Genomic DNA, 20867 nt, shown 5'->3' with positions numbered 1-20867 from the left:
GCCATGGTCGGCCAGGCAGTAAGCGCAACAGCGACAGCTGCCACACATCGTCCTAGGTGATGAAATTTCATTGCGTTCCTCATTTGCTTGCTCGGGCCATGGCGTCTGCCCAGGCAAACTCGCGGTACAAAGCGAGAACCATGGGGACGTAGGCTTGTGTTTCGCGGTACGGCGGAATGCCTTTGTGCTTACGCACGGCGCCAGGGCCGGCGTTGTATGCGGCGAGTGCCAGCTCCCAGTCTCGAAACTCGAACCACATCTTTCGCAGGTAGGCTGCGCCGGTGGCCAGCCCAAGCTCGGGCTGATACAAGTTCACCTTTGGGTCCTGCAAGCCTTCGCCACGGGCCGTATCTGGCATGACTTGAGTGAGGCCGAGCGCACCTGCAGGCGATCTCGCACGCGAGTTGAATTGGCTCTCGATAGCCACGAGAGCCATTAGCAGCGCAGGCTCCAGTCCGTAATGAACAGCGATCGCGCGAATGGCCGGCTCGTGCTGCCAATAGTTGCGGAGCAGTTGCTCACAGTGGGCAGACCTGGAGTTTCCGCGAAGGCAGTCGTAGGTCGGGAGCTTTTTCGGCGGCACCTGGGCCATGGACAGGCCAGGTGCGGCGACGAGGGCTGCTAGTAGCAGATTGCGAGTGATGTGGGCTAGGCTAAACATCCGCGCCTCACAGCATCGAGAGGGCCAACAGCCCAATGAGCAAGGTTGTTGTGCCTTTCACGAGATAGTGCACAAGCTCGCCCGTTGCAACACGTCCCGAGGTGTAGCGACCGTAAAGGCCGCTGAAGGCACTGGCTGTGACAAGAAAGAAAAACGCGCCGCTTCCTGCAAGGAGCATTTGCTTGAGGCTGGGCATCTGCATCCCGGAGCCCTGCAGGAAGCCTTGCTGCATTGCTGCCGAGACTTCCATGCATGCACCGGTGGCGTCTCGCGGGCAGCTGTTCCCCCCCAACCCGGTGCCACCGTTGCCACCCGTGCTTCCAGAGCCGTTTCCGGGCGGGTTGGTGTTGCCTGGGTTGGTAGGTCGTCCATTGGCCATCCTGTCGGCCATGTCGCATATAGATGTGCCATTGCTGTCGGCAAAGCCACGGCAAGACCCTGAGTTAATCATTCGCTGGCAGTTGCCGATGCCAAGCTGCACGCAAGCGAGCACCAGATTCCCGTCAACGGCGCGCCCATCAAAAGTGCCCAAGCCAATCAATTGGCGGACCACGCCGGAGCGCATGGCGTCGGCGGTCAGTTGGGACCAAGCATCGATCTGGGCCTGCAGGGGCAGTTGGCGATACTGTTCAGGTGTCACTCCTGCATACTTGGCGATGTTTGTCCTGTTCATCTGCAGGACGCCATAGCAGCAGCTGCCGTTGAATGCGCTGGTGTTGCCGCCCGATTCAACGTTGATAGCAAGGTTGGCCACGGCCTGCGCGTTCTGCTTGAGCCAGGCACTCGCATTTGGCGAGTTTTGAATGGCTTGGGTAATGTCTGCAGAGCTGACGATGGCGGCCAAAGCCACGGCTGGCAATAGCCACGCAAGCTTGGATAGACGCAGGAAAAAGCGGCAGCTCATGTCTAGCTCAGGCGCATAGCGCGATTACATGCGGGAATGACTTTGCCGAACTGCCATGCCCGGAATCGAATCGTCAGGGCTGGCTGGGACTGCTCTATGCGGTACTCGACGCGGTTCTGCGATCGGTCGGTATTGGCGTACAACATGCAGTAGCCGGGGAGTTCAATGGCGCGCAGTCCAGGTCTTGGCGGCCAAGCGATGACACGCATGGTGCAGACGCTGTAGATGTCCATGGCTGCCGCGCCATTTGGTGCATCCAGGCAAAGTGTGTTCCCCGCAGCGGCGAACATGCTGAAGATGACTTTGCCCTCAGCGGTTGCGGTGTCACCCAGCAGCGCGAACGCAGGCATGCGCTTTCCTGCACTGCCCAGTCGTGAAGCGGAAAGCTCTGTTGCCCAAACTGTCTTGAGGATCTCCCGGTCCTCCGCTGTACCCGTGGACGAAAACACCGAGCCGTCGAAGACGACTTCTCGCATGGTCTCCCAGGACTGCGCGTGAGCGCTTGTCGCCATGGCAATGGCAAGCGCAGGGAATAGGGCAGAAATGAGGGGGCGAACGGAGGCGGGCGCGATCATCGTTGGTCCGCCTTCAAACGACCGCCACGCTCCAACTCATCCATGAATTGCTCGGGCGGTGTGGCGCCAACCAAGCGCTTGCCGCTTGCCAGCACCACGGTGGGCGTGTTGTTCATGCCATAGCGCTCACCGAGCTTGAGGATCTCTACCAAACCGTCGGTGTTGCACGACTCGGGCAATTGCGGCCGTGCGCCGTCCATGATGGCTTTCCACACGCCGGCACGGTCGCGTGAGCACCAGGCCATCCGTGCAAGAGATTGACTTCGCCGATCAGTGATAGGGAAGATGAAGCGACAGATCGTCACGTTGTCGATCTGGTCGACAAACTTTGTGAAGACTCGGCAAATGGGGCAGAACGGGTCTTCGAAGAGCGCCATCACACGGCTTCCATCTCCGTGCACTTCCTTAATCGCGTGCTGCAGGGGAAGCTTGTTGAATGGAATGACCATCCTCTTGTCTTGTTGCAAGGCGGTCAGGTCTGTTTTGCTCTTCAAATCCATCAACGAGCCGCCGACAAAACTGTAACGACCCGTTTCATTCACATAGAATATCTCCCCTTCGGAAATCACCTCATAGATGTTGGTGAGCGGTGTTGTATTGATTTGCTCTACACGCACCGCTCCGTTCGTGTTTGCGTTGACGCCGGCCTTGATCTGCGCCGCAACCTTCTCTGATACGTCTGCAGCTATTGCTCCAGCGGTCAGGCCAACGAACAAAGCCGCGGCTGCGGCAAGCCTGCCTCTCACTACGCGAGGCATTGCTTTGATATGTGATTGCTTTTGCATGGACCGCACTTTAGGGAGCGGTCGGCGTTGCCTCCAGCGGAAACCGTGCGTTACATACATCATGGTTTCCGCTTGACATATCAATTCCGAATTGATCTATATTTTGAACTGTCGAGGTGTGTGTCTCGCCAGCCAAAGAAGGCGCCGATGAGGCGGCTTCTTCGTGCGGGCATTCACACGGGTAGATGAATGAATAATTTGCTTGTTGCCGGCACGATGGATGTTCCCGCCGGCTGGGATTTCCGTTTTGGAGATTTTCTAACTGATCTTTTTTTTCAAGATGGGCTTGCGGAAAGCACGCTCCAAGTGCTTCAGGTTCAGTTGAGGGCTTTCAACAATTGGCTTTTAGAAGCAACCGGACGATCTTGGGATCATGCTTCTGTCGACGATCTGCAAGTCTTCTTACTGAGCTGGAGGGGTATTAGATCTGTGTCGGCACTTCGACTAAAGCAATGGATGCTTCAACGACTATATGCTTGGGCGAAGGACACTGGCATTGTGGATCTCGGTATCCAACGCGCGCTGCTGCCTCTTCGTGGTGGCCTACGCCGTCCAAAGGTGCCGCCATCGAGTGGTGACATCGCGCAGTTGATGGAGCTGCCTGACACAACAACCGCCAAGGGCATGCGAGATCGAGCGGTTCTGGAGCTGCTTTATGGGTCGGGTCTTCGCGCGGCAGAACTGCTGAACCTCACTCTCGACCAGGTTCCTTCAAGGGGAAAACCCATGCAGATCTGGGGGAAGGGGTGCAAAGAGCGCCTGGTTGTCGTTGGAGAGCATGCATATTATTGGATCGCTCAATACAAAGCAGCGCGACAACTGATACTCAGGGCGGGAGGACACGGCAACCGGTCGACGGCGAAGTTGTTTGTGAGTAGCGGACGCTATCCTGACTACCGATACTACCAATTGCGACGTATGGTTAGTCGGTATGGACGCGAATGCGGTCTGCAACTGACGCCTCACACACTGCGCCACGCGTTCGCGTCTCACCTATATCAGGGCAGGGCGTCACTGCACACCATCCAGTTGTTGCTTGGCCATGAACGCCTAGAGACTACGGCACATTATGTCTCTCTCTTTCACAAGGACATTCATGCCATGGTGGAGCATCATCATCCTCGCAGTTCTAGCTACAAGCGCTATGTTCGCTGGTAGCGTTGCATCGCGTTGCGGTTGAATTGTTAATGTTGAAGCCGATTTGCAAAGGTGGGTTCATGCAAAAACGCTTTGCAAGTGGGGTCGAAGATGAAACTCATTGAGTGCCCACGTTTGACCAGTTGGCCTGAAGGTAGTCTAGCAACGCCCGAACTCTGGTAACACTCATCTTGCGACGTGGTACATAGGCCTTAAACCAATTCTCCTGGAGGGGGAACTTCGGGAGAACTTCGACTAGTGCACCACTATCAAGCGACGGGCCTGCAATGTATTGTGGAAGAGCCACTACACCCAGCGCTTGAAGCGCTGCCCTTAACAAAGTGCGGTTGTCATCAGCGATCAGACGCGGTCGCACATCGATCGTCAACGCGCCGCGATTACTCTGAAATGCCCAGGTCAAGCCGGTGGCCGAAAATGCCAGGCACGCATGGTCAGCCAGGTCCCGAGGATGGTTCGGCATGCCAAATTGTTCAAGGTAAGCAGGTGCCGCGCATAGCGTGAGGTTAACCGGGCACAGCGGTACATCTACGACTCCCTCATAGCTTGCAGCTCGACCGCTTATCGCTATGTCAAAACCGCTTTCGGCAGGGTTGGTCGAGCGGTCAACCAGCGAAATTTCCATAGTGATACGTGGATGGGCGGCTAAGAAGCAGCAGAAGACGCCCCCGAGTTGTTCCATTGTCAAAGTTGTTGGTGCCATCACGCGCAGATGCCCTTCCGGTTTTCCTTCGTCTCGACGTACGTCGTGCATCAATTCCTCGAATTCAGCTACAACGCTCGCTGCACGTGCGTGCAGGCGTTCACCAGCCTCCGTGAGCGTTACTCTGCGGGTGGTTCTGTCGAACAGCTTGATTTGTAGTTCCTGCTCCAGCTGAGAGACACGCTTGGCGATAACCGATGGCACTACATGCAACTGTCTTGCGGCTTCGGAAAAGCCGTTGCATCGAACCACTTCGACAAATGTCTGGATGTGGGTTGTGATATCCATTTGTTCAAAAAAGCGTTAATAGAAAACCAAAAAACAGTTTAATTGTGTTTGATCTCGATCAATAGAATTTTCTCACCGTAACAACAATTCCACGAGACAAATATGAAGAGACAAGGATTTTTCGGCGCAGTCCTATGCGCGCTGATCGCTCAAACAGCGCCCTCGCTGGCACAAGCGCAGACCTATCCCGTAAGGCCCATCAAGATCGTGACACCGTTCCCTGCGGGCCAGGGGCCCGACGTGTTGTTGCGCAACCTCGCGGAAAAACTCGGTCCTGTACTGGGGCAGCCCGTGGTGGTGGAAAACAAACCAGGAGGTAGTGGCTTCATCGCTTTCCAAGCTGCCAGGACGGCAGCTCCTGACGGCTACACACTGGTGCACATGGATAGCTTCCACATCGGTACTCAGCCGCATCTGTTCGACAAGCTTCCCTACAGCGCAACGCGTGACTTTGATCCAATCACTCCATTGGTGCGGAACTACTTCTTTGTTGCCGTGTCTGCAAACTCCAAGTGGCAGACCATGAGCGATCTAATTGCAGCCGCAAAGGCCAAACCCAAGAGCGTTTCCTATGGGTCCTGGGGAGTCGCCAGTCCCGCTCACCTGGGAGGGTTGATGTTGGAGGCTTCAACCGGAATACAGATGACCCATGTGCCTTATAAGGAGTCTTCACAACTCTATACGGGCCTCGCGATGGGAGAGACAGATTGGGCGATCGCCTCAGCAGCTACAGCTGGCCCTATGTTGCAATCTGGAAAGGTGCGATTCTTGGCTGCGGCAGGTCCACGACGCATCGGAGGCTACGACAAGGTGCCAACAGCCGCAGAATCGGGAGCCCCCAAGGACTGGACTGTTGGCGGCTGGAACGGCCTGCTGGCGCCAAAGGGCACTCCCAAAGACGTTATCCAACGCCTCAATACAGAGATCGCCAAGGTGATGCAGTCGCCAGAAATACGTGAGAAGCTCACGATCTTCACCTACGAGCCCTACACCATGTCTTCCTCTGAAATGTCCAAGCTCATGGAACAAGAGCAGGCCTACTGGGGCCCACTGATTCAGAGGTCGAAAATTAAGCTGGACTGACCCTCTTTTGGGTGCGCGGGAGCCTCCGCGCAGCTCCTCCTAAATAGCTGTAGAAACCCGCGCAAATGTTGCGCGAAAGAAATTCGGTTGGCTACACCGGAGGAGCTTGCTTGCGTCAAATTTGCCTTCCTCTTGGGCGCGCAAGTGCATCGACGCAGCACTCCAAAAATCCCCATATATAGACGCGCAAATGAGGCGCGACAGACTTCCGGCTGGCTGCACCGGAGGGGGTTGATCGCACCTAATTTACCTTCCACCGAATCAATCAGCGCAATGCATATAACAAAAGGAGACACTCATGAAACCAATCCACGTTGCAGTTGCATCTGCAATGGTCGTAGTTGCCGGATGCGGCGATGGGAGCGACGACCGGGGGGCCAGTCAGGACACTACAGGGCCGGCGCTTGCAAATGTTGAGCAGAAGCTTGCATGCAGCTCGTTGCGCGGCGCATTCATCCCGGCGGCGTTAATCGGTCTTCCCACCAAAGGAGCAAACGTAAGCGATGCCGTCGACACAAACGATGTGGATTCAGGAGGACAATCGCGAACGTATTGCTTGGTGACAGGCACTATTTTGCCGGTGGACTCGGCCGCTCAGCCGATTCGATTTCAGGTCAATTTGCCCAAAAGCTGGAACCAGCGGGTGCTTCAGTTTGGCGGTGGCGGCCTCAATGGATCGGTGGTAACGGGAACTGGCTCGTCATCTGGTGAACTGCCCAGCACACCAACTCCTCTGGCCCGTGGCTATGCGACCTTAGGCTCTGATTCTGGCCATGACGCAGCTTCAAACGCCAACGCGTCCTTTGCACTTAACCAAGAGCAATTGCTCAATTTCGGCCAGCATTCAATCAAGAAGACGATAGACGTCGCCAAGTACCTCGTGGACAAGATGTATGCGCAAAAGCCCAAGTACACCTATTTCAACGGAGGCTCGCAGGGAGGGCATGAGGCAGTGCAAGCTGCCCAACGCTATCCGGACGACTATGACGGAGTGATCGCGCAGTATCCAGTATTCAACGTTGTCCATATGTGGTCAGGACAGAATGCCACAGGAAAAGCCATCCACTCAGCAGGCTTGGGCGTTCCCAGCCCTTCATGGCTTTCTCCTAGCAAGGTGGCTACGCTGTTCAATGCGGTATTTGCGGCTTGCGATGGACTAGATGGTGTTACCGATGGCATTGTTAGCAATATTTCTGCCTGCAACAGCGCTTTCAATATCAACACCATCAAGACCACGATGCGCTGCGCGGGCGGTGCTGACACGGGAAACACTTGCTTTTCCGATGCCCAGATCACCGCGATTGAGAAGATCTCTTCGCCCGTGACTTTTGACTTCGCATACGCCGGTGGCTGGACCACTTTTCCGAAGTGGAACATCCTTGAGGGGGCGAACTGGAACGCGTCCTGGTTTGGCGCCAGTGATACTGTGACGATGGATTCAACGACGTTTGCGCTGAACGGGGCGTCCACGCCGATGGGACTGTCGACTGCTACTGTGCGCGGCATCATGACGCAAAACCTTGCTCTTGATCCTTTCACGTTCAATCCAAGCGACTACAAGGCGCGGATTCAGCAAGTTTCCGGTTGGCTGGACGACGTCAGCCTCGATTACAGTCGCTTCGCCGCAAAGGGCGGAAAGATGTTGATGAACCACGGGACCGTGGACAACTCCATCACTGGCGTCACCAATGTCGAGAACTGGAATCGCCTGGTTGCCGCGAACGGCCAGGCCGAAATGGATCGGTTTGCCAGGTTCTATTACATCCCTGGCTATGGTCACGGAAGTGGCCAGTTCAGTGCGCGTGCTGGTTGGCTAGCTGCTTTAGAGGAATGGGTGGAGAAGGGGACTGCACCTCAACGCATCATCGCAACCGACGGCAACTCGGCAGCAGCTACTGCAGCAACCAATGGCCGCACCCGTCCACTTTGCGCCTACCCCAGCTACCCACGCTATACAGGTCCAGCGAACGCTAATCAAGCTCAGGCTAACGACGCCGCGAATTTCACCTGCACACAGCCCTGATGGGTTGACGGATGACATCACACGCAACCCTCTCGAATGATTCCAAGACAACAGGAGACTCCTTTATGAAGAAAATCGCCTTGCTACCGCTTGCGGCAGCTCTTTGCGTGGCGTATACGTCCGCACATGCCCAAAGCAGCGTCACGATGTACGGTTTGGTTGATACCGCAGTAGAGCACTTAAGCAATACGCCTACTGGTAGCCTCACCCGAATGCCCAATCTCAGCGGCAGCCTGCCGTCTAGATTGGGATTTCGCGGGGCCGAGGACCTGGGCAATGGCATTCGCGCGATCTTCACTCTTGAGATGGGGTTTGGAGTGGACTCCGGGACGCTTAACCAGGGCGGCCGAGGTTTCGGCCGACAAAGTTTCGTCGGTGTCGCAGGCCCATGGGGTACGGTGACACTGGGTCGACAGTACACGATGCTGTATTGGTCCATGCTTGACTCTGACCTTCTGGGTCCGAATCTCTTTGGGTCAGGATCGCTGGACAGTTATTTTCCTAACGCCCGCGTGGACAACTCAATCGCCTACCGAGGAAAGTTTGGCGGTTTCGATGTCGGCGCAACTTACAGTCTGGGACGCGATACAGTCAACGCTGGCCCGAGCCCCTCAGGAACAAACTGTGCTGGGGAAAGCAGCACAGACAAATCTGCCTGCCGTGCTTGGTCTGCGATGGTGAAATACGACACAGAATCATGGGGCGTGGCAGGCTCGATAGACGAATTCAAAGGTGGTGCCGGTGCATTCGCAGGGCTGACCAGCAGCTCAAAGACTGATCGCCGGGCAATGATCAACGGGTGGGCAAAGATCGCTGGCGCAAAGCTTGGTGTCGGCCTTGTTGACCGGCATAACGACGGCAGCGCAGCCACGCCACGTAGTAAGTTGTGGTGGGTAGGTGTAGGGTATCCGATCACGCCACAGCTGAATGTTGAAGCTCAGTACTTTAAGCTCGACTATCGCAACTCTGCTAACCAAGCAAATCTGTGGGCAGTGCGTGGCACCTATGCTCTGTCCAAACGTACGGCGGTGTATGCAACTGCTGGACGTATCAGCAACGATGGAAGTTTGGCTCTTTCAGTGAGTGGCGCTGCAGCAGGCGGCGCACCAGCAGCTGGTGCTGGGCAGACGGGCATTGGCGCAGGCATTCGCCACTCGTTCTGATTTACCGTCTTATCGAGAAAGCATCTCCAAGGTTAATGGCGCCGTTCGCGGCGCCATTTTTTTATAAATCTCGCAGACGGGCCGCTTGACGTGCATAAAGATGCGTCATTGATTCTTTTTGTCGATAGCTGAAAACCAAAATTCAGTTTAATTATCTTTGATTTCGATAATTAGAATTCTGTACAGCATCACTACAAACACGAGACAAGCATGATGAAACTACGCATGAACTGCGCGGGCCACTTCCCACGCCATGTAATCACCTGCCAACGAGGCTGAGGCGCACATGGCAAGTCCAAATTTTGAAGTCCAGGTCGCGGCCGTTCGACAACTTACTGATCGCGTGCGTGAGTACCTGTTGATAAGTGTTAATGGTCGTGCATTGCCAACCTATTCGGCTGGTTCGCATATCGCAGTACACACGCATTCCCCAGAGAAGGGGTTGATAGTGCGGCATTACTCATTGGTTGGTGGCCCGGACCTGCAAGATGACGCCCGCAACATCTACCGCATTGCCGTTCAGCGTGAAGATCACGCACGAGGTTCGGCACACATCCATGCGACATTTGAGATCGGAACCCGCTTGCACATTGGTCCACCGATCAACAACTTTCCGCTTGATCGCCGCGACAAGAATGTGCTACTGATCGCGGGTGGCATCGGCATCACACCGATATTCTCGATGGCGCGAAGCCTTGCGCGTCGACGCTGCGATTACCGGGTGTTTTATTCAGGCCGCAACGCGGGCAGCATGGCATACCACGACGCCTTGCACCAACTGGCCGGCGAGCGCGCTCATTTTCATCACAGCGACAGCCACGGGCAGCCTGACCTGCTAGCGCTGCTCAGTACACAGCCTGAAGGCACCTCGGTCTACATCTGCGGCCCTAAGCCCATGATTGATGCAGCCCACGCAGCAGGAGCCGCGCTCGGGTGGGCTGCTGAGCGTGTCCGCAGTGAGATGTTCACTGCCTCAATTTCAGGCGATGCAAAGCCGTTTGAAGTGCATTTGCAGCGCTCCAATCGAACCGTGCACGTAGGCAGCAATGTGAGCATTTTGGATGCGCTACTGGCTGACGGAGTACCTGTGCTTTGGGACTGCCGGCGAGGCGAGTGCGGTCTGTGCCCTCTGCGCGTAATAAAGGCCGAAGGCGGAATCGAGCACCACGACCACTATTTGACAACCGAAGAAAAGGCCACTGACGAAAGCCTTTGTATCTGCGTATCCCGCGCACGCGGCACATCGCTGGTACTCGACGCTTAAGTGCTTTAAAGAAGGAGACCCACATGGACTTGATCGTTGAACGACCTATCGAATTCGAGATTCAGACGGAACGCGAATTCAAACTGGGCGGCTTTGCCGACCACACCACACCTCTCGTGCGCAACTGCTGGTACGTCGCTGCACTGGCTAGCGAAGTTTCGCGCGACATCATCAGCCGACGTCTGCTGGGCGTCGATGTCGCTCTCTACCGGACGCTGGCCGGTGAGCCAGTGGCCGTACGCAACCGTTGCCCTCACCGTTCGTTTCCTTTGTCTAAGGGCACTCTTGTTGGTGACGTTCTCGTATGCGGGTACCACGGCATGCAATTTGACCCGTCTGGTCGCTGTGTCAACATGCCGGCTATGCCTATCGTGCCGACGAATGCAAATGTTCGCAGCTTTCCGGTTGTTGAGCGCGGCGCACTCATATGGATTTGGATGGGTGATGCCGACCATGCTGACGAAGCAATGGTGCCAGACACCAGTTGGCTGGCCAGCCCAGAGTGGAAATCCGTAAGCGGCTTTTTCCACTTGAAATCTGACTACGTGGCCATGCATGAGAACCTACTGGATCAGACTCATTTCCCGTTCCTTCATCCCGGTGCTATCGGAACGCCCGAATATGCGCGCTCACGGTTGAAGGTCCGCGAGGAAGGCAATGCGGTCATCATTGATCGGGAGTTGCGTAACTCGCCACCGCCTGGTGTCTATGCCATGCCTACCGGCCTGACAGGCAAGCCGGTCGACCGCTTCTCCGACGCACGGTTTGTCTCACCTGCGCTGCATACAGCCTACGCTCGTATCGTGGATAACAACGACCCAAGTGGCACGCCGCGTACCTACCGTTTCAACATTAGTCACATCTTTACGCCCGAGAGCAACAACGCTATCCACTATTGGTGGTTTTGCAGCAGAAACTTCAAGCTTGAGGACAGCGCCGTTGATGAACATTTGCATAGTGCCTCTACCAAAGCCTACAAAGAGGATGTAGACGCACTTGAATGGATCATGGAGGGCATTCTGAATGATAGCGAGCCACAGTTTGACCTGAATTTCGCACCGGATAAGCCTGGCTTGATGATGCGCCAAATCCTGTACCGCATGGCAGCGGTTGAAGCGGGCGTGAAGCTTTGAGGCACGAAATGGCACAAATCATCGGCTGTATCGGCACATCACACGTGCCCACTATCGGAGTCGCTTACGACAAGGGCAAGCAAGAGGACCCGGCGTGGAAGCCTTTGTTCGACGGGTACAAGCCCGTGGCGCAATGGTTGAAGGAGCAAGAAGTCGACACACTGGTCGTCTTCTATAACGACCACGCCTCTGCCTTCTTCTTTGATCTGTATCCCACTTTCTCTGTGGGGATTGGCGAGCAGTTCGAGGTAGCGGACGAAGGGGCAGGGAAGCGTCCCTTGCCACCGATTCGCGGCGATCTCGATCTGCAGATGCATATCGCGGAATCGCTGGTAAATGACGAGTTCGACATTGCAACGTTCCAAGATCGTCCGCTTGACCATGGCTGTGCGTCGCCATTGCCGCTCTTGTGGCCGCATGCGCAGGGTTGGCCAGGTCGCGTTGTCCCAATTGCGATCAACGTGCTGCAGTTTCCGCTCCCAACCGCTGCACGTTGCTGGAAGCTTGGTCAAGCCGTTCGTCGCGCCGTCGAGAGCTTCAGTGGAGCGCGCCGTGTGGCTATCGTGGGCACGGGTGGTCTATCGCACCAGGTACATGGTGAGCGCACCGGATTCAACAATGAGGAATGGGACCACCAATTCCTGGATATGTTGCAGCACGATCCTGAAGCGCTGACAAAGATGACCCATGCCGACTACATGCGTTTGGGAGGCGCTGAGAGCGTTGAGCAAATCATGTGGCTTGCAATGCGCGGAGCCATGAAACCCAAGATCGAGCTGCTTCACCTCAACTATTACTTGGCGACCACGACTGCCATGACGGTAGCTTTGTATGAGGAGCGGGCATGACAACAGCCTCCAACCCACAACTGGCCGGCGCAGAGCATTTACAAGGTACGTATGCCTTCGACCTGCGCGCAAGTTACCGTGCGCTTCGCTTGAACCGCTTCTTCTGGCGCTTCACTGATCCCGTGTGGCGCGGGCGCTTCGCAGATGACCCCGAAGACCTGATGAAGGAGGCTGCTCTGACCGAGGAGGAAATGGATCTGATGCGCCGACACGATTGGATCGGCCTGATCCGCTATGGCGTCAGCTTCTTTCTACTGGAGAAGTACGCGCGCATCTCCAAATGGACGAACCTGGAAGTCTATGCCGCGATGCGCGGTGAGAGCTTCGAAACATTCATGCAGACCCGGCGGGTGCCTGACGCACGCTGAGCCGAATCTAAGACAAGAAGCGCTGAGGCGCACGCAAAAGTCATCCGTGAGGTATGGCTGGCTTGCGCGTGCACGACAGCAGAAGGAGACAAATTGAAAGCATCTTCAACAACGGTGAACGTTAAGGCGTTCATTGACGATCGAGGCATCGCACCGCGGCAATGGCTGTTGGTGGCGCTTTGCTTCCTAATAGTCGCCGCAGACGGCATGGACGTCGCAATCATGGGATTCTTGGCACCCTCCATCATCCATGAATGGGGCATTTCACGAGCTGGCTTTGGCTGGGTCATGACTGCAGCCCCCGTGGGATTGGTCATCGGCGCGCTCGCCGCAGGGCCTCTCTCAGATCGAGTTGGACGCAAGACCATGCTTCTGGCTTCGGTGTTTGTATTCGGCTTGTTCAGTCTACTGACCGCATTCACTCAGAGCGTCGAATCAATGGTCGTCATGCGGCTTCTGACAGGCATTGGACTCGGTGCGGCAATGCCCAACACTTCAACTTTGCTCTCCGAGTACCTTCCAGAGCGTCGCAGATCGTTGCTGATCACAGTTATGTTTATCGGCTTTGGTGTTGGTTCTGCCGTCGTTGGGTTTGCCGCAGGTTGGATGATTCCACACTGGGGATGGCGCTCTGTGTTGGTTGCCGGAGGAGTGCTACCTCTCGTCCTTCTTCCATTTCTTGCAATCTACTTGCCTGAGTCAGTTCGGCTCATGCTTGTTCAAGGGGTTTCGGCAGAGCGCATAGCCAAGACGTTGAGCAAAGTCTGCCAAGCGCGATTTGAACCGTCCACCGCGTTCTTCGCACCTGAACCTGCAGTCAAATCTCAAAAGCCGATCGGGGTGTTGTTTTCGACGGGCTATAGATTCCTCACGGTGTCGTTGTGGGTCACTTACTTCATGGGCTTGTTGGTGATCTACCTAATCACTGGGTGGTTGCCTACCCTGATGAAGGACGCTGGGCTGCCTATCTCTCAAGCCGCCAACATCGTAGCCATGTTCCAGACAGGAGGGATTGTCGGTGCTGTGTTAACCGGCTGGGTTATGGACAAGCTGAAACCGAGTCTCGTGATTGGTGCAGCATATGTCGGCGGAGCGATCTGTGTATTAGGCATGGGTAGCGCTGGAGCTACGTCGGATGCAATGCCACTTTGGATGTTGGCAGCGGGGTTCTTCATGAATGGTGCACAGACTGGACTCAATGCGTTTGCACCAGCGTGCTACCCCACCTTGGCACGTGCCACAGGGGTTAGTTGGATGCAAGGCATGGGACGCTTCGGCAGCATCCTCGGATCTGCGGTGGGCGGCATTTTGCTAAGCGTTGGCTGGGGCTTTGGTGGCATCGTGTCCGTGCTGGCAATACCCGCCGCATTGGCTGCTGTGGCCATGTTGGCAAATCGTGGGGCATCGTCGCACAGCGGCCGTACAAAAAACGAACTTGCACACTAGTTACGCTCACAGAAATCAGCGCTGTGCTCATCTACTGCGTCGTAATTGAACTCACCGGGAAGCGCTTCAACATCCTAGAAAGCTTCTCGGCCGTCTGAGTTCGAGCTGGCAGGCCAACAGGCTTGCGTGAGGGAAGTTGGACGCGCAATGCGTCCAAATCATTCAATTCAATCTGAAAGGCAACTATGACAGGAAATCGTGGAGTTGTGTACGCTGGTCCTGGCAAGGTCGAGGTCCAAACAATCGACACCCCCAAGCTTGTCAATCCAAGGGGGCGCCGCATCGAGCACGGCGTAATCCTCAAGGTGGTGTCGACGAACATTTGTGGCTCGGATCAGCACATGGTCAGAGGACGAACAACTGCGCCGTTGGGCCTGGTTCTCGGCCATGAGATCACTGGTGAAGTGCTTGAAGTAGGTCGCGACGTCGAGACATTGAGTGTTGGCGACTGGGTGTCAGTACCCTTCAACGTTGCTTGCGGTCGATGCCGAACGTGCAAGGAGCAGCACACTGGCGTCTGTCTAAGCGTGAACCCTGAGCGACCAGGTGGCGCCTATGGCTATGTGGACATGGGAGGATGGGTTGGAGGTCAAGCGGAATACGTAATGGTCCCTTATGCTGACTTCAACTTATTGAAGTTTCCGGATCGTGAACAAGCGCGTGCGAAGATCCGCGATCTAACTTGTTTGTCCGATATTCTTCCGACCGGATACCACGGCGCAGTGACGGCAGGAGTCCGCCCCGGCAGCACTGTGTATGTAGCAGGTGCTGGCCCCGTTGGCCTTGCAGCGGCAGCATCCGCACGTTTATTAGGCGCTGCGGTGGTCATCATTGGCGATGTCAACCCGGCTCGATTGATCCATCCCAAGAGCCTCGGATACGAAGTCGTCGATTTGTCCAAGGACGCCTCACTTGGAGAACAGATCGCGGAGATCCTACGCACCAACGAAGTGGATTGCGCCATTGATGCTGTTGGATTCGAGGCACGTGGCCATGGACATGAAGGTGCGCAACATGAGGCGCCAGCAACTGTGCTTAATTCACTTATGGAAGTGACCCGAGTTGCTGGAAGCATCGGGATTCCTGGGCTGTACGTCACAGACGATCCGGGTGCCAAAGACAAAGCTGCGCAACTTGGTTCCTTGAGCATACGGCTGGGTCTGGGCTGGGCAAAATCTCACAGTTTCTTTACGGGCCAAACACCAGTAATGAAGTACAACCACGCTCTTATGCAGGCCATCCTGTGGGACCGCATCAAGATCGCTGAGACCGTTGGCGTCGAAGTGATATCGCTGGATGAAGCCCCGCAAGGTTACGCGGCGTTCGATGCGGGCGCACCGAAGAAGTTCGTGCTTGACCCTCACGGGATTTTGCGAACTTAGTTGCAGCGATTCAATGCAAGTGACCTTTGAGGAGCTGTAAGCGCTTTAGAGGAGTACATGTGCATCAGCAACTGAGCTACGTTCAGCTTATTGATGCAGTTGATTCATTGCATCGACTCAGGTAAAGAGGTCACTCACGCCCGCATGTGAGTGACCCTTTGGTAAACCGTAGGGTGCGCTAAGTTATAAATAGATTGGAGATGATGGGAATGAGTCAATTGCTTGAGTCCCAAGGTAAGTTCGTGTCCGAGGTTCCGGTACAAATGACTACTTCCAGCACTTGCCTTGTTCTATTGCCAGGTTTGCTATGTGATGCCTTCGTATGGGAGGCCCAGTGTGAAGCGATCAGCTTCGTTGACTGCTTCATACCGTCCTATGGGGATCTATCTTCAATCACGAGTATGGCTAGACATGTTCTGGACACAGCCCCTGCCGAGTTGCTCTATCTTGCGGGGCATTCAATGGGCGGACGTGTTGCACTGGAGATTGCACGCCAAGCACCAAATCGAGTCCAGCGGATGGCTCTGCTCGACACCGGAATGGACCCCATTGTTCCCGGAGAGCCAGGCGCTGCCGAACGCGCAAAGCGGATGGCTTTGCTCGAGGTTGCCAAGTCTCAAGGGATGAGGAAGATGGGCCGTGATTGGGCGCGAGGAATGGTGCACCCAAGCCAGCTTGATTCACCACTGTTTGAGCAGATTCTTGAGATGATCGAGCGCCAGACACCTGAAACCTTCTTGTCACAAATCACTGCACTATTGGGGCGACCGGACGCGCGCGCCGTCCTCGCGGGACTGCAGTGCCCAACAATGTTCCTGTGCGGCCGCCAAGATGTCTGGAGTCCACTATCCCGCCATGAGGAGATGCATGCCATGGTTTCAGGATCAAGTCTCGTGGTTATTGAGGATAGCGGCCACATGACTACGATGGAGCAGCCCCTCGCTGTGTCCCGCGCACTGATCAACTGGTTGAGATCTTGATTGAAGAAAGGCCTCCATTTCAATAATGGTTGGGGTGTCAAAAGCTGGTGCTAAGTGCAAGGCAATGATTTCAGCATTGATCACCAAACTATTGCGAATCTGCAAACACTCGGTGAGGTCCTTAGACGTGATGGCTGTCGATGTATGAACAGCAGATCAACTCGCCCAAACGTCGGTCTTCATGTTGTAGGGTGCATGGCCGGATCATGGAGTCACTTTGCAGGTCAGCTCAACTTTGATAGGCACTTGAGATACCTCCTGTAGCCATTGCTGAGCTGTCTTTTCAATGCGTGGAATCCATTGACTGATATGAAGAACACCGCAGTCAGAAGCTTCCAACTATGGTCGTCACTGGGCGGTAAAGGATTGCTGGCACACTCCACAAATTATCCTTAGACCCGGTTTGCCCCAAACCGAGATTGCGTCTTGACAGCCTGTGCAGCTGTATTTCGCCCGGTTGGATTTGTTCTCGGGCGCGGCCAGCACTCCTCCGTGTTCCCCTGCTGTAGCAGCCATAGTAGCGAAGCCCGTTGGCCTAACGGCCTCAGCGAGGGCCGTGATACTTGCCATAGGCGGCTTGGTGCCCTCAATACCTTGAATATGGTTGGCCATGCTCGCTTGGCCGGCGAGAACATGATCTGCAGAAGGAAATCGGTCGTACCAGCTGAGCTTGAACTTTGCAGTCAGCAGCTCCTGGCATGCAGCCAGGAAGCGACCACCCTCGACGGCGTAGTCCGCCATGTAATCACCGGTTCGCGCACCACCAGGTTGCCCGGTGGAAGAGGGCATGAGCCCAATGCTTTCCATCTTTCGTGCCCATTCCTCGTTGTGATAGCGGCCGCGGCCCGGCTTGCCGAAATGGTGCTGCCACAAGTGCGTCATTTCATGGACTTGGGTCTGGAGTGTTTCGATGATGGGGACCACTGCAAAGTAGGTCGGGTTCAATGCAATCTCGTCGGTCGTTGAGCCGTCCACCGAGGCAAAGCGGGCGGCCGAGAAATACCCGAAAGTCCGCTTTTCCCGCTGCAAGGTGATCAAGCAGCTTGGAAGTTGTCCATCGAAAAGCCGCTCGTTGAAATGATCGTAGGCCATCTGTAGCTCGTTGTAGGTTTCCAGCGTTGGAGCCAGGCGGCGTGTATGCGCGAGGTCGAGCTCAGTAGACTTAGGTTGCATATTTGTATTGTGCAATACAAAACATGATTCACAAACATCGATCTTGATGCGAAAATGCATCAGTTTTGATGTTTAAGGAGTAGTTATGAGATCGACTTTCACGATCGATGACGATGTCGTAAACCGCGCACGCGCAGTCGCCGCGCCCGGTATTGCTGTGCCGGAACTGGTACGACTGGCACTGGAAACCTTCACACGTGTCGAGGCAGGTAAGCGTTTGGCTGCGCTCGGCGGTGCCACGCCAAATATGCCTGATGTGCCGCGCCGTGGCAGTGAGGCGGATGCAGAAGGCTCTCGCTGATGCCGGTGTCCGTTTTAGTCGATACATCGGTGTGGGTGAGGCATTTTCGGGAGGCCGACATTCACCTGCAGGAGCTCCTGGTGCAAGACAGCGTGCTGATGCATCCCATGGTGCATGCAGAGTTGGCCTGCGGCACGCCGCCAGCGCCGCGTGCCGATACGCTCGCAGCCCTGGCCATGCTGCGGCCGAGCCAGGAAGCTTCAATTCCCGAGACTTTGGCCTTCCTTGAGAAGAACAAGCTATTCGGTAAGGGCTGCGGCTTGGTCGATCTATCGCTGCTGGCCTCGACGCTAATCACACCAGGCGCTTTGCTTTGGACGGCAGATCGACGCCTCGCAGAGTTGGCCGCTCAGCTTGGCGTGGCCTATGCCATACCAACGCATTGAGAGTCGGGGAAGCCCTTCTTGGGCTCTCGGATAAGCAGAGACCGCCATGCACTGCCTCTTGAACTCGCGCGGACAACAGCTAGACCTGCAGTGCTGCTCCTCAATCCGCAGCACTGATTAAGCGCCGCCAACATCCAGGTGCAAATCTGCATCAAGGCTTTTATACTGTATGCCCATACAGGTAAAAGCCATGAATGCCGCAACCCACTCCATCACACACGATCCCGGTGACTTTGACCGCTGGCATCTGCCGTCGCACCTTGCGCAGGCGGTTTGGCGCGGCACAGAGGTAGCACGCTCGACCGGGCGAGCTTTCCCTACTGGCTTTACGGAGCTCAATGCCGCGTTGCCCGGTGGGGGCTGGCCAACTCATGGCTTGAGCGAGTTGCTGCTGCCCCAGGCCGCGTTGTGTGAATGGCGGTTGCTCGGGCCAGCCTTGCCTGAGTTGCTGGCGGACAAGGGTAGTCGGGTCTATCTGGTTGCTCCTCCGAAGACTCCACTCGCAATGGGCCTTGCTCAGCTCGGCCTTGCCCCAGAGCAACTTGTCTGGATTGATGCCAAAGGGCCGGCTGAACGGCTGTGGGCCGCAGAGCAACTCATTAAATCTGAGCCAGACGGTGCTGTGATTGCCTGGCTTCCTCAAGCAAGGCAGGACCAGATCCGACGCCTGCAGGTTCACGCGCATGCATGCGATGCACCAGTGTTCTTGATTCGTCCCGAGTCAGCCCTACGCGAGGCCTCTCCAGCACCGCTCCGGCTCTCTGCAGCTCTCGGCCAGGGCTGGGACATTGATGTGCAGATCCGCAAACGCCGAGGTGGTGCTGCCGTCGAAGTAATGCACCTGAATGCTGTTCCAGGCAATCTGAATTCCATCATTCCGCCTCGTATGCGCAACCTTGGCATTCCAGTGCCAAGCATTTCACAGGAGGTGCACCATGCATTGGGCAGCTCTCATACCCATATCGCTTCCAAGCTCCGCATCGCCCATTGATCTGCAGTCGTTGGCGGTCTGGGCTTTGCAGTTCACACCGCGCGTGGCCATGGTCGAAGAGGGCGTATTACTGGAGGTCGAGGCAAGTATGCGGCTATTCGGCGGCACAGCGGCGTTGCATTCGCTGGTGGAGGCCGGGGCGCAAGAACTCGGAGCCAGTGTTGCATGGGCACCGACAGGCCTGGCAGCCCTTGCGTTAGCACGACAAGGTATGAGCGATGGGTTCCACGAGCCGTTGGTGCGCCTGCTCGATCGGCTGTTGCTGGAGCGAATTACCGCAGTGGCCAAGCATCAGCCGACCCTGGCGAGGGTTGGATGCAGAACCCTTGGCCAAGTGCGTGCGCTGCCACGTGGCGGCATCGTGCGTCGCTTCGACAAAGAGCTTCTTGAAGCAATGGACCGCGCATATGGCCTGCGGCCAGAGGCTTACGCCTGGGCTACTGTGCCTGAGACCTTTCGAGCGCGACTGGAGCTCATGTGTCGCGTGGATCTGGCACCTGCCATGCTTTTCGGGGCGCGGCGGCTGCTTCTGCAGATGGCGGGCTGGCTCAGAGCTCGTCAGCTGGGAGCTACTGCGTTCACATTGCGGTGGTGTCATGACGACATGCGTGCTCGCGATGCCGGTACCGGAGGTGAGCTGACCATCCGTACAGCGGAGCCAACACAGAACGTCGAGCACTTCGCTCGGCTGCTCGGCGAGCATCTGGCCAAGGTCGAGCTGCTCGCACCAGCTGGTGAGCTGGAGATCCTGGCTACCGAGGTGCAGCCCATTGTTGAGGAAAGCCGCTCGCTGATCCCGGAGGTTGCAAATAGAGCTCAATCCACCAAGTTGGCCCTAGAGCGCATCCAGGCACGGCTGGGCGATGGCGCGGTGCGTCGGCCACAGCTGGCTGCCGATCATCGACTCGAATGGATGCAGGAGTGGGGCTCGACCGAAGCTCGCCGAGCTTCCAGGTCCCATCTAGTGCACGAGCTGCCGCTTCCCAGCTGGGTGCTGGACAAGCCCCTACGTCTTATAGAGCGTGCCAATCGCCCGATCTATCAAGGGACCCTGCAGCTCTTGCTTGGCCCTGATCGGGTAGAGGGAGGCTGGTGGCATCGTGGCCATGAAGAGGGAAATGAAGAAGAAATCCCACTGAACGTGCAGCGGGACTACTGGGTTGCCCGCAGCGATCATGCAGGTCTGCTCTGGATCTTCCAGGCACGCCTCGCCGGCGACCAAACCGCCTGGTTTCTGCACGGGCACTACGCCTGA

General features: G+C 56.2%; 21 protein-coding genes. 15 read left to right on the top strand and 6 right to left on the bottom strand.

Features of this window, described 5'->3' with window-relative positions:
* Positions 1 to 79: 79 nt before the first annotated feature.
* The 4 genes from CTR2_RS13130 to CTR2_RS13115 all read right to left on the bottom strand — a co-directional run bounded on the left by CTR2_RS13130 (position 80) and on the right by CTR2_RS13115 (position 2898).
* Complete coding sequence (locus tag CTR2_RS13130) at positions 80 to 592, bottom strand: lytic transglycosylase domain-containing protein (RefSeq protein WP_254913354.1); 513 nt, start codon at positions 590 to 592, stop codon at positions 80 to 82.
* A gap of 76 nt (positions 593 to 668) precedes the next feature.
* The gene (locus tag CTR2_RS13125) at positions 669 to 1565 is read right to left on the bottom strand and encodes a hypothetical protein (RefSeq protein WP_087083480.1); all 897 of its coding nucleotides are present in this window, start codon (positions 1563 to 1565) and stop codon (positions 669 to 671) included.
* 2 nt (positions 1566 to 1567) lie between these two features.
* Complete coding sequence (locus tag CTR2_RS13120; RefSeq protein ID WP_254913355.1) at positions 1568 to 2041, bottom strand: hypothetical protein; 474 nt, start codon at positions 2039 to 2041, stop codon at positions 1568 to 1570.
* Between the two features lie 95 nt (positions 2042 to 2136).
* Positions 2137 to 2898: a DsbC family protein gene (locus CTR2_RS13115; protein WP_087083483.1), complete on the bottom strand. Its 762-nt coding sequence runs from the start codon at positions 2896 to 2898 to the stop codon at positions 2137 to 2139.
* A gap of 216 nt (positions 2899 to 3114) precedes the next feature.
* On the opposite strand from CTR2_RS13115, the gene CTR2_RS13110 reads away from it, so the two are divergent.
* Positions 3115 to 4083, top strand: a complete 969-nt coding sequence (locus CTR2_RS13110; RefSeq protein WP_254913356.1) for a tyrosine-type recombinase/integrase — start codon at positions 3115 to 3117, stop codon at positions 4081 to 4083.
* Between the two features lie 97 nt (positions 4084 to 4180).
* Here the strand turns inward: CTR2_RS13110 and CTR2_RS13105 are convergent, their stop codons facing one another.
* Entirely contained in the window at positions 4181 to 5071 is an 891-nt protein-coding gene (locus CTR2_RS13105) for a LysR family transcriptional regulator (RefSeq protein ID WP_087083486.1), read from the bottom strand.
* Positions 5072 to 5173: 102 nt separating this feature from the next.
* Between CTR2_RS13105 and CTR2_RS13100 the strand changes: the two genes are divergently transcribed.
* From CTR2_RS13100 to CTR2_RS13055, 10 genes are all read left to right on the top strand, one after another.
* Positions 5174 to 6154: a Bug family tripartite tricarboxylate transporter substrate binding protein gene (locus tag CTR2_RS13100; RefSeq protein ID WP_087083488.1), complete on the top strand. Its 981-nt coding sequence runs from the start codon at positions 5174 to 5176 to the stop codon at positions 6152 to 6154.
* A gap of 298 nt (positions 6155 to 6452) precedes the next feature.
* A complete protein-coding gene (locus tag CTR2_RS13095) occupies positions 6453 to 8177 on the top strand; it encodes a tannase/feruloyl esterase family alpha/beta hydrolase (protein ID WP_087083491.1) in 1725 nt (574 codons plus the stop codon).
* A 65-nt stretch (positions 8178 to 8242) separates the two neighbouring features.
* Entirely contained in the window at positions 8243 to 9340 is a 1098-nt protein-coding gene (locus CTR2_RS13090; protein ID WP_087083493.1) for a porin, read from the top strand.
* Positions 9341 to 9626: 286 nt separating this feature from the next.
* Entirely contained in the window at positions 9627 to 10604 is a 978-nt protein-coding gene (locus tag CTR2_RS13085; RefSeq protein ID WP_087083495.1) for a PDR/VanB family oxidoreductase, read from the top strand.
* Between the two features lie 23 nt (positions 10605 to 10627).
* On the top strand, positions 10628 to 11737 hold the full coding sequence (locus tag CTR2_RS13080) for an aromatic ring-hydroxylating oxygenase subunit alpha (protein WP_087083497.1): 1110 nt from the start codon (positions 10628 to 10630) through the stop codon (positions 11735 to 11737).
* A gap of 8 nt (positions 11738 to 11745) precedes the next feature.
* The gene (locus CTR2_RS13075; protein WP_087083499.1) at positions 11746 to 12585 is read left to right on the top strand and encodes a gallate dioxygenase; all 840 of its coding nucleotides are present in this window, start codon (positions 11746 to 11748) and stop codon (positions 12583 to 12585) included.
* Positions 12582 to 12953 (top strand): protocatechuate 3,4-dioxygenase, encoded by a 372-nt coding sequence (locus CTR2_RS13070; RefSeq protein WP_087083501.1) that lies wholly within the window; start codon positions 12582 to 12584, stop codon positions 12951 to 12953. Before CTR2_RS13075 ends, CTR2_RS13070 begins: the two co-directional genes overlap by 4 nt.
* 93 nt (positions 12954 to 13046) lie before the next feature.
* On the top strand, positions 13047 to 14399 hold the full coding sequence (locus CTR2_RS13065) for an MFS transporter (RefSeq protein WP_087083503.1): 1353 nt from the start codon (positions 13047 to 13049) through the stop codon (positions 14397 to 14399).
* Positions 14400 to 14584: 185 nt separating this feature from the next.
* Positions 14585 to 15781: a formaldehyde dehydrogenase, glutathione-independent gene (gene fdhA, locus CTR2_RS13060; protein ID WP_087083505.1), complete on the top strand. Its 1197-nt coding sequence runs from the start codon at positions 14585 to 14587 to the stop codon at positions 15779 to 15781.
* A gap of 263 nt (positions 15782 to 16044) precedes the next feature.
* Entirely contained in the window at positions 16045 to 16761 is a 717-nt protein-coding gene (locus tag CTR2_RS13055; RefSeq protein WP_087084604.1) for an alpha/beta fold hydrolase, read from the top strand.
* Positions 16762 to 17109: 348 nt separating this feature from the next.
* Here CTR2_RS13055 and CTR2_RS13050 read toward each other — a convergent pair whose 3' ends face one another.
* Positions 17110 to 17934, bottom strand: coding sequence for a SprT-like domain-containing protein (locus CTR2_RS13050; RefSeq protein ID WP_087084605.1), 825 nt, complete (start codon positions 17932 to 17934; stop codon positions 17110 to 17112).
* A gap of 85 nt (positions 17935 to 18019) precedes the next feature.
* On the opposite strand from CTR2_RS13050, the gene CTR2_RS13045 reads away from it, so the two are divergent.
* The 4 genes from CTR2_RS13045 to CTR2_RS13030 all read left to right on the top strand — a co-directional run bounded on the left by CTR2_RS13045 (position 18020) and on the right by CTR2_RS13030 (position 20867).
* Positions 18020 to 18235 carry a DUF2191 domain-containing protein gene (locus CTR2_RS13045; protein ID WP_087083507.1) on the top strand — a complete coding sequence of 72 codons (216 nt, stop codon included), beginning with the start codon at positions 18020 to 18022 and terminating at the stop codon, positions 18233 to 18235.
* Entirely contained in the window at positions 18235 to 18621 is a 387-nt protein-coding gene (locus tag CTR2_RS13040; RefSeq protein ID WP_080750557.1) for a type II toxin-antitoxin system VapC family toxin, read from the top strand. The genes CTR2_RS13045 and CTR2_RS13040 overlap by 1 nt, the downstream gene beginning before the upstream one ends.
* Before the next feature lie 190 nt (positions 18622 to 18811).
* Complete coding sequence (gene imuA / locus CTR2_RS13035) at positions 18812 to 19612, top strand: translesion DNA synthesis-associated protein ImuA (protein WP_254913357.1); 801 nt, start codon at positions 18812 to 18814, stop codon at positions 19610 to 19612.
* Positions 19557 to 20867, top strand: a complete 1311-nt coding sequence (locus CTR2_RS13030; RefSeq protein WP_254913358.1) for a Y-family DNA polymerase — start codon at positions 19557 to 19559, stop codon at positions 20865 to 20867. Before imuA ends, CTR2_RS13030 begins: the two co-directional genes overlap by 56 nt.

The sequence above is a fragment of the Comamonas thiooxydans genome (assembly GCF_002157685.2).
Lineage (GTDB): Bacteria > Pseudomonadota > Gammaproteobacteria > Burkholderiales > Burkholderiaceae_C > Comamonas > Comamonas testosteroni_H.
Note: the sequence above shows the minus strand (reverse complement) of the source record. Positions and strands in the feature narration are given on the sequence as shown.